Genomic DNA, 17230 nt, shown 5'->3' on the forward strand with positions numbered 1-17230 from the left:
CTAGGTACCTCAAAAACCTCTAATCGATTGATTAGAGGTTTTTTTATTTTATACACTGCAAATAAATGTAACCTTTAACATGTCTCCTTATTTTACTATACAAATAATAATTGTTTGAAGGAAATATAAAAATTACAGCTAAATATTTTCATTTCACCTACGGCAAAGTTTTCAGCATTTTTAAAATATCATTATAAAGATTTCATGGAATTATTTTTAATTCTATTACTTAATTATGGAAAAAAGTTTAAAATAAATCAATAAACGCTTACAATTCAACAATTAAAATATATAATCCATAAAATAAATCCAAACAGCATTATTAACTATAAAATATTAAATTATTTACAAATAAACATTGATTTAAATCATGATTTTAAATTAATTTAATTAATAAATTTGAAAAAGAATTATAATTCACTCAAATATGAATAAAATATCTATTCTTATTGCAAATTATAACAACGGAAAATATTTTCTTGAATGCTATAATTCAATTATTGGTCAAACATATCAAAATTGGGAGGTTATAATTGTAGATGACGCATCAACTGATAACTCTGTTGAAATAATTAAGAGCATCATAGGTAATGACAACCGTTTTAAACTATATCAAAACCCATTAAACAAAGGTTGCGGCTACACTAAAAGAGAATGCATGAAGTATGCAACAGGAGAAATATGTGCATATCTGGATCCTGATGATGCACTTTATCCTAGAGCTTTGGAAGAATCTGCCGAAGAATATTTATTTAACAATAAAATTGTTGCTACTTATTCGAAAATGATGATGTGTGACGAACACTTGAATCCTCAGAAAACTTTTAGTGCCACAAAAAGAATTTTTAATGACATCTATTTTTTTAATTGTCCTATACAGTTTGCTCATTTTTTCACTTTCAAGAGAGAAGTATATTTTAAAACAAAAGGAATTAATCCTGAATTGAAAAGTGCAGTAGATCAGGATCTATATCTTAAAATTCTTGAATTAGGAAATGTATCATTTATTAATGAAAATCTTTATAAGTACAGACTTCATGCGGATGGAATTTCTCAACACAATTCAAAGCAAGATGCAAAGGATTCTTTTGCAAAAGTGATTCATGAAGCCATGAAACGAAGAGGAATTAAAAAAATTCACGGTAAAAACGTTCCAGATCAATTTACTAACGCAGACGAGATCTATAAACTTCTAGAGTATCAGACAGAGCCTTTATTTAGGATAAGAAATAAACTCAATATAGCATTCATGTAGATTCTAAAAACCGATGAAAATATTTGTTACAAAACAAATTTTGACTGTATTACTTATTCCCAATCTTTATAATTCCTTTATTAATATTCATTAAAAAGGTCTCCCTTGCGGGAGACCGTAAAAACACAAATGATGAAAAAAATCTATCCGGAAATGAAAACCCGAATAGAATATCGTAAAAAGTAATTTGCATTACTTTATTAGTCTTTTTTAATTATAAATCTATAATAAAAAGGTTTTATCTTAAAATCCTAATTCAGTACCTAGTTCACATATAAGCGAATAAAAATTACTTATAGACAACATTTTATAAAAAATATTTACAAACTAAGATTTTACCATTGCAAATATAAACTAATTTTTATTATTCTTCCCATGCAATAGGAATATAAACTGTAACATATCCATCTACATCTAATTGAGCGTCAGAAACCACACCTACCACCGAGCCATAACCAACCCAACCACCTTGCCCCTGCATCGCGGTAAAAGTATAAGTTCCGGCAGGGATTCCGTCATAATATTTGGGTAAAGACTGAAATCCTCCACTTGCATATGTGTCATACGATTCTCCCGTAACATTATTTGTGGCAACAAAACTTCCTACATCATAATTGCCGGAAAGGATTTTAGTACCTGTACTGGAAAGTAATCCGTAACGTACATGATAAGTCTTTGTTTTTGATACCTCTTTTGATTTTTTAGTATTCACATTTGCCTGAGAATCCATCATAAGATCATCGTTTGAAGAACAACCTGTAAAGATTGTAGCCAATGCGGCAAAAGCTAAAATTTTAACTATTGAATTTTTCATATTAATATAATTTGGTAATTCAAAAATATAAATTTTATATTAATCCAATGAAAATCAACAGTTAACATTTGTTTATATTAAATCGATATGAAATAAGTACGCATGTAGAAAAGATGTAGAAAAATATAATGAAACTTAAATTCATTCAAAATTAAATAAACATCAACCCAATTTTACAATTAGCAAAACAACATTTTAATATATTTTTAGAATATTTAACATTAGTTAACTAAAGGTTGGCTTCATAATTGAAAATATTCTTACAGTTAAAGTCTATTCGACTAAAACAACCCTTATTAAAATTTGAGTTATGAAAAATATAGTATTAACAGGGCTTTTGTCAGTTTTTTTATTGACGGCCTGTAAGAAAGACGATCAAGTAGCTGAAAAGTCTCTTGAACAGCAGAAAATAGAATTTCAGTCAAAACAACTTGAAATAGAGAAGCAAAAATTAGCCATTGAAAAAGAAAAAATGGCTTATGAAGCTCAAAAAAAAGCAGACAGCATAGTTGAAGTTCAAAAAGCTAAAACTGCAGCCAATAATTCAAAACCACAGGTCATAAGAGAAACAAAAACCATTTACAGAGATAGAGAATCAAATTCTAGCTCTAACAATGGAACATACGCAGATAACGGAAACAGTTCTACAGGAACCACTGCAACCAAGAAAAAGGGGATGAGTAAAGCTGCAAAAGGTACCATTATCGGTACAGTAGGTGGTGCTGCTGCAGGTGCGATCATTGCTAAGAAAAACAGAGGTCTTGGTGCCGTGATTGGAGGTGTAGTTGGTGGTGCAACAGGCTATACAATTGGTAGAGCCGGTGACAGAAAAGATGGTAGAGTTCAACCAAAATAATTAATATTTTCACAATAAATTTAAAAGATTGCTTATTTTTAGGCAATCTTTTTTTATGATCTTAATTCTGCTTTCAACGATTATCCTTATTCCAACCTTGCTGGGTTTCGGGAAAATTATGGAAAATGTTTCAGGTTCTTTATTTGAAGGAATTTCTTCTAAAATCTTTTCCGGAATATTGGGAATCAGTTTAATATGGACGATTCTTGCCTTTTTTATTCCTCTTAATATTTATGTAGAAATTGTTACTATTTTATTAGGGCTGCTTTATTTTTTTAAAGAGAAATTATATGAAAATTTCTATATATTTTCAAGAAAAGATGTAATTTCAATTGCACTCATTTCAATTGTCATCCTATTAGCAAGTTCTTATTATCCTTATATATTAGATCATTTCGGTTATTATGTTCCGACCATAAAATGGCTCACAGAATACGGACTGGTAAAAGGTATTTCAAATCTTGATCTTACGTTGGGACAAATGTCTATCTGGCATATTTTCCAAGCTGGATTCTCAAATTTTTCAGATCCATTTTTAAGAATTAATGCTGTTTTATTAATTGTTTACACAATTTATATTACTGAAAAGAAAAGCTGGATTCAACACTGTTTCATTCCAATTCTTCTATTATTTTCACAATCCCCAAGCCCGGATTTGCCTGTCATTATTTTTTCATTGATTATCTTAAAAGAGATTCTTTCAGGAAATAAAAATGCGTCGTTATTAATAGGATTTTCAGTCTTTATTTTTGCCATAAAACCTACGATGATCTGGCTTCCAATTTTAAGTTTCCTCTACTCTATTCTTATTATTAAGTCAAATTTTAAAAGTCTGATTTTTGGGACTTTAATTCTTATTTTATTTTTCATTAAAAATATCTGGACTTTCGGTTATCCGATTTTCCCGGTTTCAATCGGCGATTTGGGAGTTAACTGGCAACCCAATCCCGAAGTTTTAAAAATCTCGTCTCAATATGCTATTTTGAAGACGTATGATATGCAATATTCTTATCAGGAAATTCAGCAATTTTCTACAATCGATTACATTAAAAACTGGCTTTTATTAAATGGTATTAAATCAAAAATTAACATTCTTTTTATTGTAAGCCTATTAATCTTTATATGTTTTACAGTTATTAAAAAAAATAAAATCATAACGCTGATTTGTATTTCATTAATCATAAAAACCGTTTTAGTTCTTTTATTTTCTGCACAATACAGATTTTTTATTGATGTTTTTTTTGTGATATTTTTTGTAATGTTCATTAATTATTTCACCAAAAAGAAAGCTTTTTTTGTTTTTATATCATTAAGTATATTTTTCGTCGGATTTTTATCTTTCCCGAATCTTATTCAAAAATATGTGCCAAGCTTTAGATTAAGCAAATTCATGGGAACATTTGAAAAAGAACAATTATACAAACCATCAAGCTATATTTATAATAATTTCAGCACGCAAAAAGTCGGAAATTTGAAGTTTAATATTTCAAAAAAATATTCTTTTAGTTTTGACACACAACTTCCTGCAATTTCTACAAGTTATATTTCTGATGATGTAAAAGCAGAAATTTTTCCACAACTTATTGATGAAAACAATATCAAAAAAGGATTTATCTGGAAAAAAATGACTCCAAAAGAGAAAAAAGAAGCCCAAAACGTTATCAATACTATCGAAAATACCAATAAATAGAACCAATCCGGAAACTTTATTATGTGGAGAAAAATCGGTAATTTTGTATCATGTTCAATACTTTAGGTAATCTTCTCAGTCTTACAACATTTGGAGAAAGTCACGGTGTGGCTTATGGTGGAATCATCAATAATTTTCCGGCAGGTTTGGAAATCGATCTTGATAAAGTTCAGTACGAATTAGATCGCAGAAAACCAGGTCAATCGGCTATTGTTACACAAAGAAAAGAAAGTGACACCGTAAAATTTCTTTCAGGAATGTTTGAAGGAAAAACCACCGGAACTCCAATTGGTTTTATCATCGAAAACGAAAATCAGAAATCAAAAGATTATGATCACATCGCCAATTCTTACCGTCCGAGTCATGCAGATTTTACGTACGATCAAAAATATGGGATCAGAGACTATCGTGGTGGTGGAAAATCTTCTGCGAGAGAAACAATCAACTGGGTTGTTGCTGGTGCGCTTGCAAAACAACTTTTATCAGATATCGAGATCAACGCTTACGTTTCTTCTGTAGGCGATATTTTCTGTGAAAAACCATATCAGGCTTTAGATTTTTCTAAAACCGAGAGCAATGAAGTTCGTTGTCCTGATGCAGAAACAGCAGAAAAAATGATCGCAAGAATCAAAGAGATCAAAAAAGAAGGAAACACGATCGGAGGAACGATTACTTGTGTAATTAAAAACGTTCCTGTCGGAATTGGAGAACCTATTTTCTCTAAACTTCAGGCAGAACTAGCAAAAGCGATGTTAAATATCAATGCCTGCAAAGGTTTTGAATATGGAAGCGGATTTTGCGGAGCTAAAATGACAGGAAGTGAGCACAATGACGGTTTCAACACAGATTTCACAACAAAATCTAATCTTTCTGGAGGAATTCAAGGTGGAATTTCGAATGGAATGGATATTTATTTCCGTGTTGCTTTCAAACCTGTGGCTACGATTTTAAGACCTCAGGAAAGCGTTGACAAATACGGAAATCCTGCTATCGTGGAAGGAAAAGGAAGACATGATCCTTGTGTGGTTCCAAGAGCTGTTCCTGTAGTAGAAAGTTTAGCAGCTTTCGTTTTAGCAGACTTATTTTTGATCAACAAAACAAGAAACATCAATAATTTTTAATATAAAATTAATAGTATGAAAAATTACTGGGATAAAGGAATTTCTTTCGAAGAGTATGTAAATACAGGAAGAGAAAGATTAGAAAATCCAACCACTGAACAGGACAAAGATTATAAACAATATTACGAATTGGGACTTCAAAGAATGGAAAGAACTTTAAAAAAGTACACTCCGGATGAAGAACAATTAAAAGAATTAGAATCTAAAAACTTCGACGGAAAAATTTTAATCATTTCTGAAACTTGGTGCGGTGATGCAAGTGCAACTGTTCCTGCTTTGATTAAATTTTTCGAAGGTCACAACGAAGTAAGAATATTTTTAAGAGACAGCGATAAAAGTCTGATCAGTCAATTTCAAACCAACGGAACAGAATCTATCCCGAAAGTTATTATATTGGATAAAGATTTTAACGTAAAAAATTCTTGGGGACCTCGTCCAAAATTCGGAAAGGAATTGTTAATGAAATATAAAGCCGATCCTGAAGCATATACAAAAGATCAGTTTTATAATGATCTGCAATTGTATTATGCTAAAAACAGAGGTAAAGATGCTGTTCAGGAGATTTTAGAATTGCTTTAATTATTAAATATTAATTACTAATAAATATGCACATAGTTTGTCATTCCGTAGGAATCTAAGCTGAGTTTGTTAAAAATTTATTACTAATCACTTTGTTGAGATTCCTCCGGAATGACAAATATTATGTTTAAATTCCTAAGTTTAAGATTTACAATTTTTATTAAAAAGTAAAAATGAAAAAAAATATAATTTATATAATATTAATCGCCATTATCGGTGTGATTGCTTTCGTTCCGGGAGTAAAGCATACTCTTAAAGATATGTTTTTCCCGATCGCAACGATTGAAAATGCAGTACACATCAGCGAAGAAGATTATGATATCGAATTAAAAGGAATCAACGTTCCAAGTACGAATCTTAAAAACTTTAAAGACAAACCTGTTTTCCTGAATTTCTGGGGAACCTGGTGCCCGCCTTGCAGAAAAGAGTGGCCTTCAATTCAAAAATTATATGACACCAGAAAAGGAAATGTAGATTTTGTATTAATCGCAATGAATGACCAAGAACCTGCTGTAAGAAAGTTTTTAGAAGAAAATAAATATAATGTTCCTGTTTATATTGCTCAAAGTCCGATCTCAGAAAAGCTGTTGCCAAAGGTATTCCCAACTACTTTTCTTTTAGATAAGAATGGTAGAATTTTAATCAAAGAAGATGCATCAAGAGATTGGAACACAGAATCTACCCATCAATTTATTGATAATATTATTAAGTAATATTTAACTAAAATTTTTATTGAGTTGGTACGGAATTTGCGAAATTTGTATAGTTGAAAAAAATTATTTTAAAACTAAACACACAATGAAGTATTCAAAATTAAATCTGGCAAAAGAAGCCATTAGCCATAAAGGTTTCGTAAAAAAAATTCCTGATATATTCAGGATGATAAAAATGTGGAGAAAAGGAGCTTATCCTGTCAATTCAATTGATATTATTCTTCCTTTATTAGGTCTTGTCTATGTGATCTCACCGATCGATCTACTTCCTGAGGTTGCAATACCTGTTTTAGGAGTTTTAGATGACTTGGCAGTTTTATCATTAACGATTCCTAAACTGGTAAAAGAAGTAGACAAGTTTTTACTTTGGGAAGCCGAAAAAGAATACAGCTCGGGTCAGACTAAAGTAATTGACGCGCAATTAATAAAATAGTATAAAACCATTCCTTTTCGGAATGGTTTTTTTGTAAAATATTTTCAGTGTTAATTGCTAATAATTATCATTCACAATTAACTTACGAAGTAAAATTGACAATTGACCTTTTTCATTTCTACTTTTCGCTTCCAAATCCTTAAATTTGCAACATCTAATAAAAAATAATGGAAAGTAAAAAAGAATTCTTTTTGGAGTGCTACAAGCTAGGTATCATTAAATTCGGAAGATTCACTTTAAAAAGTGGTATTGAAAGTCCGTTTTATGTAGACTTAAGACCTTTAGCCTCAGATCCTAAAATTTTAAAAAGTCTTGCTAATTATTTATTGGACATGCTTCCTTTAGATAATTTTGATTTGATCTGCGGAGTTCCTTACGCTGCACTTCCGATGGCAACAGCTATGTCTTTGGAAAGCTACATTCCGTTGATTATCAAAAGAAAAGAAGCAAAAGATTACGGTACTAAAAAAATGATTGAAGGAATTTACCAAAAAGGACAAAATTGTCTTTTGGTAGAAGATGTGATTACGTCAGGAAAATCTTTAGTAGAAACTATTGGTGAAATCGAGCAGGAAGACCTTAAAGTTGCCGACATCGTTGTTGTTCTAGACAGAGAACAAGGCGGAAAACAACTTTTAGAAAGCAGAGGATTCAGAGTTCACACACTTTTCAATATTTCAGAAGTTTGCGAGATTCTTCAGGAAACAGGAGATCTTAGTGATGAAGAAGTAAAAAGAATTCAGGATTTTCTTCAAGGGAATCATATTCAGTTTGAAGAAAAAACAAGATGTTCTTATGAGCAGAAATTACAAAATGCTCAACATTCGGTTTCTAAAAAATTATTAGAAACAGCTTTAGCAAAACAATCAAACCTTATCGCTTCTGCAGACGTTACCACAACCCAGGAATTGTTGGAACTGGCAGAAAAAGTAGGTCCAAATATAATTGCATTAAAAACGCACATCGATATTATTTCTGATTTCGATTACGAAAAAACAATCGTTCCATTAAAAGCATTGGCTACAAAATATCAGTTCTTATTAATGGAGGACAGAAAATTTGCCGACATCGGAAATACTCAGGAATTACAGTTCACAAGCGGAGTTTTTAAAATTACAGATTGGGCAGATTTTGTAACATCTCAAGTTATCGGAGGTTTTGAGTCGTTGGATTGCTTCAAAAACGTAGGTGTTGTGGCCATCATTGGAATGTCTTCAAAAGGAACTTTAACAACAAACAGTTATAGAGAAGAAGCTCTTAAAGTAGCCTTATCTCACCCAAATGTAATCGGAGGTGTTTCTCAAAACCCTATTCCTGAGGAGATCTTATTATTTACACCAGGCGTGAATCTGGCAGATTCAGGAGACGGAAAAGGACAACAATATAATACTCCGGAGCATGTATTTAAAACCCTTCACACAGATTTCATCATTGTAGGAAGAGGAATTTATAAATCTGATAACCCTGAACAGGCTTCTATCACGTATAAAAACGAAGGTTGGAGCGCCTATTTAAATTCTTTAGAAAAAAAAGCAATTCAGAACTAAAATCTTACGAAATCTATTCAAAATAAGTTATATTTGGTACTTTATCAGAATTTTGAAAAACGTTATTAGTATTTGTCTTGTTTTGTTTTTGGGTGTTGTAGAAGTTTCTGCGCAGAAAGACAGCATTTATATTGAAGCAAAATTGTCTTCGGATAAAAAAACGCTGAACATTAATCAGGAAATTGTTTATTACAATAATTCTGAAAAAGATTTAGATACCGTAAAACTTTTAAACTGGGTTTCAGCGTACAAAAAAAGAGGAACTTCATTGGTTTACAGAAAGCTCGAAGACAGAAATAATGATCTGCATTTCGCAAAACCTGAAGAACAGGGAAAACTTTTAAGTTTAAACATTAAAAGTTCCGACAATCAGGAAATTTCTGTAAACAACATTTCAGAAGAGAACCTTTTTCTTCCTTTGACTAAGGCTTTAAAACCTGGTGAAAGTGTAAAATTACAACTGCAATATCAGATGCAGCTGCCTGATAAAAAATTTACAGGCTACGGAACATCTGATAAAAATATAGCTTTAAAATATTTCTTTATTGTTCCGGATCATTTTGATCCGGACAATATTTCTCAGAGAAATTACCATGATATTGAAGAATCTATCAGCTTTAATACGTACTGGACAATCAATTTTGACATTCCCGTAAATTATTTTATCGAAAGTAACCTTCAGCAGATTCAGATGAATTCTTTTAAAGGATATTTGGATTCTGATCCTGAATTTTTGATCTCACAAAATGAATTTCCTTCCATAAAAATTACTACTTCGGATATTAACACAGAAGTAAAATTTGGATATAATCTAAAACCGGAAGAAAAACAGAATTTAGAATTTTATTTACCGTTACATTTAAAATTCATTAAAGAAAAAACAGGTTCTGTTCCTGAAAAAATTTTTATTTCAGACAAGTTCAGAGATAAAGAAGATTTCTTTGGAAACAATGATATCACGTTCTGGAAATTCAAATTCAGATTATTCACAGAAGCTGAAAAGACTGATATGGATTATTTCGGCATTATAGCTAAAAAAGTTCTTGATGAAAGTATTATTACAGACAAGCTGGATAACCATTGGTTCAAAAACGGTTTAAAATCATATCTTGAAATTCAATATTTAAATAAATTTTACCCCGAAACTAAGCTTTTAGGAACTTTACCCGAGACTAAAGTATTTGGTGTGAAACCTTTAAAGTTATTTCATGCTTCCAATGTAAAATTAGTTGACCGCTATGGTTTGGCGTATCAATATATCATGTCTCAAAATCTTGATCAGAAAATTGATGAAAAATTTACTGTTTTAAGCAACTTTAATGACATGGCAATAAGTGGTTTTGAAACAGGAAGTCTCTTCAATTATTCAGCCGACAAAATGGGTTATGAAAAATTCAATACTCTACTAAAAAATTATATAGCTGAAAATACCGATAAGCAAATTTATCCAAAGGATTTCTTAAAAAAGCTTTCTCAAGAAGATAAAACAACAAATTATCTGACTGATTTCCTTGAACATAAAAACAGAGTTAATTTTAAATTACAAAGATTTAAAAAAGAAGATGATTCTTTAAATATCAAAATATACAGAAATACACTTTCTTCAATTCCCGTTAAATTAGAAACTGAAACAAAGGAAAAAGAGAAAAAAGAATATTGGATAGAAACTGATGAAAACGAAAAGACAAAAATGTTTTCTATTCCCGCTTTAGATATTTACAAGATCACTTTAAACAACGACTTTATTTTTCCGGAATCGAAGTATAGAGATAATTTTCTTTATGCTAAAGGTTTCTTTTCAAACACGAAAAGAATCAAATTAAAACTGATAAAAGATATTCCAAATCCGGAATTCAACGAAATTTATGTAAGTCCGAGAATACGCTTTAATAATACGTATGATAAATTTTTGATAGGATTTAATTTTAAAAATCAATCTTTTTTTGATCAGAAGTTTTTGTATTCCGTAACTCCTACTTATAGCACAGGAACAGGAAAACTGACTGGTTCAGGATCTGTTTCCTATTCTTTTTTACCTGCCGAAAGTATTATCAGAAGTTTAACCTTTGGAGTTTCCGGATCTTACTTTCATTATGATTATGATCTGGCTTACAGAAAGGCATCTATTTTTTCTAATATAAATTTCAGGAAAAATCCTAGAAGTACGGTAAGCAGAGGAATTGGTATTTCTTATAATTATTTTGAACGTGATCTAAGCCCGGCAATGATCGCTAAACGTGATTACGATAAGTATAATCTTTGGAGTGTTGGCTACGGATATTCCGACAGTCAGATGATCCACGAAAAAAGTTTAAGCGTAAGTACACAAGGGATGGAAGATTTCCACAAGATCACCGCCGAAGCTTTTTACAGATGGGAATTTGCTCCAAAACAAAAATTAAGTGTAAGATTATTCGGAGGCTATTTCCTGAGAAATGAAACCAGAAATAATACCTTCAATTATGGTATTTCCAGAGTTTCAGATTATTCATTTTCCTATAATCTTTTAGGACAAAGTGCAAGCAGCGGAATCTTGTCACAGCAGTTTATTTTGGCTGATGGTGGTTTCAAATCATTCATTCCGGGAAGTGTTAACAAATGGATCACTTCTGTGAATGTAGATTCAAGTGTCTGGAAGATATTCCATGTATATGCTGATGCAGGTGTTTATAAAAATAAAGATCAACCTACACAATTTATTTGGGACACAGGCGTAAAAGTAAGAGTAATTCCTGATTTTCTGGAAGTGTACTTCCCTATTCAGTCTTCTTTGGGATTTGAGCCTTCATTTAAAGATTACGCAAAACGTATAAGATATACATTGATTCTTAACTTAGGATCGATCATCAATGCGGCAAGAAGAGGATGGTATTAAAAAAAACAGCTACAAATAGCAGCTGTTTTTATGTACAAAAATTATTTAAATTTAATCTTTTAATATTTTCTGAGAAACAGGTTCATTATCAATTGTTCCTGTGACAATATAATTTCCTTTTGGTAAATCTGAAACATCTAAACTTAAAATATTTTTCACAGAAGTTGATTTTAAAATAGCTCCTACTGAATTATAGATCTTCACATTTTTCACTTCAGTACCGAAGATAAGCTCATTTTCTTTTACAAATCCATTTTGGATGAAATTGAACTTTCTGGAATTATTGTAAATATCCGAAACCGCTAATGTCCCACCGGAAGAATTACCCGGAGAAGCTGTCGCAATGGTAAAATCTACTACATTATTGTTAGTATCACCCGAGATTCTTGTAATAGAAGTCGTAGTGGTTGGTGATGGCGCAGGTCCCGGCCCTTCAAATTGATCCGCTGTAGAACCATATCCTACAAAATCTAATACATTTGTAGCCGTAGGTCCTGTAACCTGTGTTGCATTACTCGCCAGGACAATTTTACCTGAGGTAACAGCAATTCCGATTCCGACAGAAGGATTTGGATTTCCGTTAAAATTAATAACAGTAGTTGCAATAAAATCCGGAGTTGGGAGATCAACAGTTCCGCCACCGCCAGTTGCTTCCTGAATCAAGTAAGCTTGTCCTGGACTCAAAGTAATGGTCGGTAAATTATGATATTGAGTAAAAGCTCCTGTAGCCGGAGCATATTGAATGGTCGCCCCTGTTAAAGTAGCTACCGCCGAACCAATATTTTTCAGTTCTATGAAATCATTCTTCAATGTTGATCCCGAATTTCCGCCGCCGCCGTATATTTCGCTGATAACAATCTGAGCATTCGTTAATGCAACCGTCGAAAGTAATCCGACAATAGTAAAAAGTTTTTTCATAATAATACGATTTTGTGTGATGTTATCATGAAAAAGCAAAAATAATACCGAAATAACATCATTAAAATCAATAATATATTAAAATATTTCAACAAAACATAAAATAATTCACTTAAATAAATATTATTTATACTTGATACATTTTATTTAATGTAAATTTAATTCAATAAAAAACCGCTGCTTCAATGAAACAGCGGTCTATATATCTAAAAATTATTTCAGATTAGTCTTTCAAGATTTTTTGAGAAACCGGTTGGTTATTTACCGTTCCTGTAACGATGTAGTTACCTTTTGATAATTCAGCAACATTTAAAGTTTCATTTTCTTTTACAGAAGCAGTTTTTACAACTTGACCAAACATATTGTAAACTTTTACATCTCTAGCCTGAGATCCGAAAGTAATTCCTTCATTTTTAACGAAAGTGTTTTTAACGAAGTTTCCTTTTACTTTAGATAGATCAGAAACAGCTAAAGTTCCTGTACTAGAATTTTGTGGAGTTGGTGTACCTGATACAAAATCAGCACCATTATTGTTAGTATCCCCACTAAATCTAGCAATTGAAGTTGTATTAGATGGTGCCGGTGCAGCTGCTGCTCCCTCAAAATAACTTGCAGTTGCTCCAAATCCAACAAAATCAATTACGTTAGTACTTGTTGCAGAAGTCACAGCCGTGCTGCTAGAAGTTAATGCAACTTTACCAGCCGTTCCAGACAAGTTAATTGCACCTGTAAAATCTGGAGTTGGCAAATCTACCCCATTTGCACCTCCTGCTTCCTGAATTAAATAAGTTTGTCCTGAAGCCAAAGTTATATTTGGTAAAGAATGTGTACTTGTTCCTCCATTAAAAGTTCCCGTTGCTGATGCATATTGTATAAATGCTCCTGTTAAAGTAACCGAAGATGAACCAATATTTTTCAACTCAATAAAATCATTTTTGTAAGGAGCACCTGAGTTACCTCCTCCTCCATAAACTTCATTAATCACAATCTGAGCATTTGCAGACGAAATAATAGCAATCCCTAAAATAGTAAAGATTTTTTTCATAACTTAAATTTTTAATTATTAATAATTTACAGCACAAAATTACATTGTTTTTTCTATTGAATACAATAATTGGATTAATTTTTTGTTAATAACGCTAAAAGGCTTACCATTAACATTTTTTAAGTATTTTTACCAATTATTATTAAAAGCTTGCGGAATTTTATCCTATTATTCTCTTTGTTTTTTATGGGCCTATTCTTGGGAAATGCTCAGGTCTTTTCGTGGAAAAACCCCAATATTCCGGAAGACAGTATAAAAAAGGACAGTATTCTTGCTGCCAGACTAGAACAGGACATTTTCACAAAAGATACCTTAGACTTTGTAAGAACCAGCAACAGAATTATTGTAGATGAAGCTGTATTGGCTAAAAATGATAAAAAAAGATTCTTAGGAGAACTAAATTCTAAAGGTTCAATTATTAGAGGGATAACTTTTGGTAACAATCAGGGGCAGTCTGTACAAAGTTCGATGGATCTGCAAATTTCCGGGAGACTTTCTAAAGATGTAACTATTCTGGCCAGTATTTCGGATCATAATTTACCTATTCAGGCAGACGGATACACGCAAACTTTGGAGGAATTTGATAAGATCTACATGCAGCTTAATATTAAGGATAAATCTATTCTTAGAGCCGGACATCTTGATCTTAATGAATCTAAAAACTATTTCGCAAAGTACCAAAGACGAAGTATGGGACTTCAGTTCCAGACAGAATTTGGAAAGGACAATAAAACTTTTGTAGATGTTTCAATGGGCGTGGCTCGAAGTGAGTTTCATAGAGTTCGTTTTCAAGGGGTTGAAGGAAATCAGGGACCTTATCGTTTAACCGGTAAAAACGGTGAACAGTTTATCACCTTAATTTCAGGTTCTGAACAGGTTTTTATTGATGGTATTTTAATGAAACGTGGCGAAAACCAGGATTATATCATTAATTATAATACAGGTGAGGTAACTTTTACCAGTTTCCGACCTATTTTCCAGCAAAATTTCATTACTATTTCTTATAATTATGCGAATAGAAATTATTCGAGATATTTATTTACAGGAAAACTTGAGCATAAGAGAGAAAAAATGAAGGTGGGCTTAAGCTGGTTCATGGAAAATGATAACAAAAATGCTCCTTTAGCGCTTAATCTTTCTAAAGAGGATGAACAGATCCTGGCAGATGCAGGAAATGATCCTAATTTAATGTACGCTCCGTCAGGCGTGATCACCGAATATGATGTCAATAAGATTTTATATAAATTGACACAAAACGGTAATGGAAACTTCTACGAATTTTCCACCGATCCTAATGAAACGCTTTATCAGGTTTCATTCACCTATTTCGGAATCAATCTTGGAGATTATAAAATTACGCAGACCACCAATAACGGTCGTGTTTTTGAATATGTAGGACCGAATGCAGGAGATTACAGAGCCGTAAGAAAACTGCCTTCGCCACAAAAATCTCAGGTATATTCTGTAAATTCTGAATTTTTACTAAAAGACGGAAAAATTGGAGCTGATTTTTCATTAAGTAATTATGATTTAAACTTATTCTCTTCAAAAGATTCAGATCAAAATATTGGCTATGCAGGTCGTATTTTCGGGAATAAAACGTTCACAAAAAACAACTGGAAAGGTACTCCAAGTTTTGAGTATCAATATATAGATAAGCAATTCCATATTTTAGACAGAATTAATGATGTAGAATTTTCAAGAGATTTCAACTTGGCTCAGGAATTCAGTGGAAGAACGCAAAACAGATTTATTTTCAGCTTTTTAAATAAATGGAATAATAAATCTACCTTAAACTACCGTATCAATTATCTTGATGAGCAAGATTCTTATAAAGGAATGAAGAATGATCTGGATTTTGGCTGGATCAAAGGAAAATTTTTCACAAAAGGAAATTTATCTTATTTAAATACTAATGCTATTCAGCAGGATACGAAATTCATTAGAGGTGGTGTTTCTACAGAATTCACAGGCGCAAAAGGAAGCTGGGCAGTCGGTGGAAGTATGGAACACAACGAGAAAAAATATAATGACACCCAGTTGATGGATGTTACAAGTTTTAGTTGGAAAGAACTATTTGTTCAGAAGAAAATCGGTGACAGTACGAGAACTAAATTATTGGCGAAAGTTTACATGAGAGATAATGACTCTGTACGCGACAACAGACTTCAAAATATGAATAATATTTTAGGAGTTATGGTGGAAAGTCAGCTTATTAAAACAGAAAAAACAACCTTAAACGCATTAGTTCATTACAGAAAATTCTTCTATCAAAATCAGGATATTGATGTATCAAGAAACAATGATTTCGTGGTAGGAAACATTCTTTATAATCAACAGCTTTTCAGAAATGGTATGCGCTTGCAGGCTTTTTATGAATTAGGAAACGGACAGGAAGCGCAAAGAGAATTTCAATATCTAAAAGTTACAGACGGACAGGGTATTTATAAATGGACCGATTATAACGGGGATGGCGTTCAACAGCTTGACGAATTTGAAATTGCAGAATATTCGGATCTAGCACAATACATTAGAGTTTACACCAATTCTGTACGATATATTGCATCCAATAAGAACAAAATTCAGTTGGCATTATTCGTAAATCCTTCTATTGTTTTTAATTCTGAAAATAAATTTTTAAAGCGTTGGAATTTCAATATTTCCTTAAATTCTCAAAACTCGTTCTACAAAAAAGATAAGGTCTTGGTAATAAATCCTTTTGAAAAAAATGCTGACCAAATTCTTAAAAATCAAAATATATTAGCTTCGGTTCAGTTCAGTCCGACAGAAAAATCGGGATGGAATGGTAACTACCGTTTTATTTCCAACGACAACCTCATCAATGCTAATTTCAGTAATGAAGAAAGGGAGCAAATTTCTCATTTCTTAAATGTTGGATATTGGTTTAATAAAGAATTCAGGGTAGATTGGGAAAACTCCGTTCATGATATTCAAAACTCTTCCCAGCTTTTTGCTACGAGAGATTATCGTTTGAATAATTTTGAGACTAAACCAAAAGCAACCTATAAATTTACGGATGCCATTCAGGCTGAATTATCGTCTGCTTTCCGTCAAAAACAAAGAATGGATGGTGAGGAATTATTAAAGGCCTTTGACATCACAGGAACGATACAGTGGGATCGCAAGAAAACTTCCATCAGAGGGAATTTCTCTTTCATTAACAATAATTTTAATGGAAATAACTTCAGTATCGTTGGAAACCAAATGTTGGATGGTTTAAAACCAGGAAAAAACCAAGTTTGGAGTGTTTTCATTCAACAGGCGATCAATTCTTTCTTACAACTAAACTTAAATTACGAGGGAAGAAATTCCGGAGACAGAACGATACACATCGGGAGTATGCAGGTGAAAGCGAGTTTCTAA

General features: G+C 32.0%; 13 protein-coding genes. 10 read left to right on the top strand and 3 right to left on the bottom strand.

All coding sequences use genetic code 11. The annotated features are described in order from the left end of the window. Nucleotides 1–427 precede the first annotated feature (427 nt). On the top strand, nt 428–1255 hold the full coding sequence (locus tag EG348_RS03085; protein WP_123980572.1) for a glycosyltransferase: 828 nt from the start codon (nt 428–430) through the stop codon (nt 1253–1255). Nucleotides 1256–1619: 364 nt separating this feature from the next. Here the strand turns inward: EG348_RS03085 and EG348_RS03090 are convergent, their stop codons facing one another. Continuing rightward, nucleotides 1620–2069 carry a hypothetical protein gene (locus EG348_RS03090; protein ID WP_123980574.1) on the bottom strand — a complete coding sequence of 150 codons (450 nt, stop codon included), beginning with the start codon at nt 2067–2069 and terminating at the stop codon, nt 1620–1622. Nucleotides 2070–2379: 310 nt separating this feature from the next. On the opposite strand from EG348_RS03090, the gene EG348_RS03095 reads away from it, so the two are divergent. From EG348_RS03095 to EG348_RS03130, 8 genes are all read left to right on the top strand, one after another. Then, entirely contained in the window at nt 2380–2925 is a 546-nt protein-coding gene (locus EG348_RS03095) for a YMGG-like glycine zipper-containing protein (protein ID WP_123980576.1), read from the top strand. A gap of 55 nt (nt 2926–2980) precedes the next feature. Beyond that, complete coding sequence (locus EG348_RS03100) at nt 2981–4615, top strand: LIC_10190 family membrane protein (RefSeq protein WP_123980578.1); 1635 nt, start codon at nt 2981–2983, stop codon at nt 4613–4615. Nucleotides 4616–4665: 50 nt separating this feature from the next. Next, a complete protein-coding gene (aroC, locus tag EG348_RS03105) occupies nt 4666–5736 on the top strand; it encodes a chorismate synthase (RefSeq protein WP_123980580.1) in 1071 nt (356 codons plus the stop codon). A gap of 15 nt (nt 5737–5751) precedes the next feature. Then, a complete protein-coding gene (locus EG348_RS03110; protein WP_123980582.1) occupies nt 5752–6315 on the top strand; it encodes a thioredoxin family protein in 564 nt (187 codons plus the stop codon). Nucleotides 6316–6488: 173 nt separating this feature from the next. Next, on the top strand, nt 6489–7028 hold the full coding sequence (locus EG348_RS03115; protein ID WP_123980584.1) for a TlpA family protein disulfide reductase: 540 nt from the start codon (nt 6489–6491) through the stop codon (nt 7026–7028). A gap of 85 nt (nt 7029–7113) precedes the next feature. Beyond that, complete coding sequence (locus EG348_RS03120; protein WP_123980586.1) at nt 7114–7461, top strand: YkvA family protein; 348 nt, start codon at nt 7114–7116, stop codon at nt 7459–7461. A gap of 167 nt (nt 7462–7628) precedes the next feature. Beyond that, nucleotides 7629–9008: an orotidine-5'-phosphate decarboxylase gene (pyrF, locus tag EG348_RS03125; protein ID WP_123980588.1), complete on the top strand. Its 1380-nt coding sequence runs from the start codon at nt 7629–7631 to the stop codon at nt 9006–9008. A 52-nt stretch (nt 9009–9060) separates the two neighbouring features. Continuing rightward, on the top strand, nt 9061–11883 hold the full coding sequence (locus EG348_RS03130) for an aminopeptidase (protein WP_228414828.1): 2823 nt from the start codon (nt 9061–9063) through the stop codon (nt 11881–11883). Between the two features lie 51 nt (nt 11884–11934). On the opposite strand, the gene EG348_RS03135 is transcribed toward EG348_RS03130, so the two are convergent. After that, nucleotides 11935–12801 carry a lamin tail domain-containing protein gene (locus EG348_RS03135; protein ID WP_123980591.1) on the bottom strand — a complete coding sequence of 289 codons (867 nt, stop codon included), beginning with the start codon at nt 12799–12801 and terminating at the stop codon, nt 11935–11937. Between the two features lie 223 nt (nt 12802–13024). Then, nucleotides 13025–13846, bottom strand: a complete 822-nt coding sequence (locus EG348_RS03140) for a T9SS type A sorting domain-containing protein (RefSeq protein ID WP_123980593.1) — start codon at nt 13844–13846, stop codon at nt 13025–13027. 186 nt (nt 13847–14032) lie between these two features. On the opposite strand from EG348_RS03140, the gene EG348_RS03145 reads away from it, so the two are divergent. Continuing rightward, nucleotides 14033–17230: a hypothetical protein gene (locus EG348_RS03145; RefSeq protein WP_228414829.1), complete on the top strand. Its 3198-nt coding sequence runs from the start codon at nt 14033–14035 to the stop codon at nt 17228–17230.

This window comes from Chryseobacterium sp. G0201 (assembly GCF_003815655.1).
In the GTDB taxonomy this organism is placed as follows: Bacteria; Bacteroidota; Bacteroidia; order Flavobacteriales; family Weeksellaceae; genus Chryseobacterium.

What these genes read in the sequence shown, in the direction of transcription:
- EG348_RS03100 (WP_123980578.1), top strand. Translation starts at nt 2,981, where the DNA reads ATGATCTTAATTCTGCTTTCAACGATTATCCTTATTCCAACCTTGCTG.
- EG348_RS03140 (WP_123980593.1), bottom strand. Translation starts at nt 13,846, where the DNA reads ATGAAAAAAATCTTTACTATTTTAGGGATTGCTATTATTTCGTCTGCA.
- EG348_RS03120 (WP_123980586.1), top strand. Translation starts at nt 7,114, where the DNA reads ATGAAGTATTCAAAATTAAATCTGGCAAAAGAAGCCATTAGCCATAAA.
- EG348_RS03115 (WP_123980584.1), top strand. Translation starts at nt 6,489, where the DNA reads ATGAAAAAAAATATAATTTATATAATATTAATCGCCATTATCGGTGTG.
- EG348_RS03110 (WP_123980582.1), top strand. Translation starts at nt 5,752, where the DNA reads ATGAAAAATTACTGGGATAAAGGAATTTCTTTCGAAGAGTATGTAAAT.
- EG348_RS03135 (WP_123980591.1), bottom strand. Translation starts at nt 12,801, where the DNA reads ATGAAAAAACTTTTTACTATTGTCGGATTACTTTCGACGGTTGCATTA.
- EG348_RS03085 (WP_123980572.1), top strand. Translation starts at nt 428, where the DNA reads ATGAATAAAATATCTATTCTTATTGCAAATTATAACAACGGAAAATAT.
- EG348_RS03090 (WP_123980574.1), bottom strand. Translation starts at nt 2,069, where the DNA reads ATGAAAAATTCAATAGTTAAAATTTTAGCTTTTGCCGCATTGGCTACA.
- EG348_RS03095 (WP_123980576.1), top strand. Translation starts at nt 2,380, where the DNA reads ATGAAAAATATAGTATTAACAGGGCTTTTGTCAGTTTTTTTATTGACG.
- aroC (WP_123980580.1), top strand. Translation starts at nt 4,666, where the DNA reads ATGTTCAATACTTTAGGTAATCTTCTCAGTCTTACAACATTTGGAGAA.
- EG348_RS03145 (WP_228414829.1), top strand. Translation starts at nt 14,033, where the DNA reads ATGGGCCTATTCTTGGGAAATGCTCAGGTCTTTTCGTGGAAAAACCCC.
- pyrF (WP_123980588.1), top strand. Translation starts at nt 7,629, where the DNA reads ATGGAAAGTAAAAAAGAATTCTTTTTGGAGTGCTACAAGCTAGGTATC.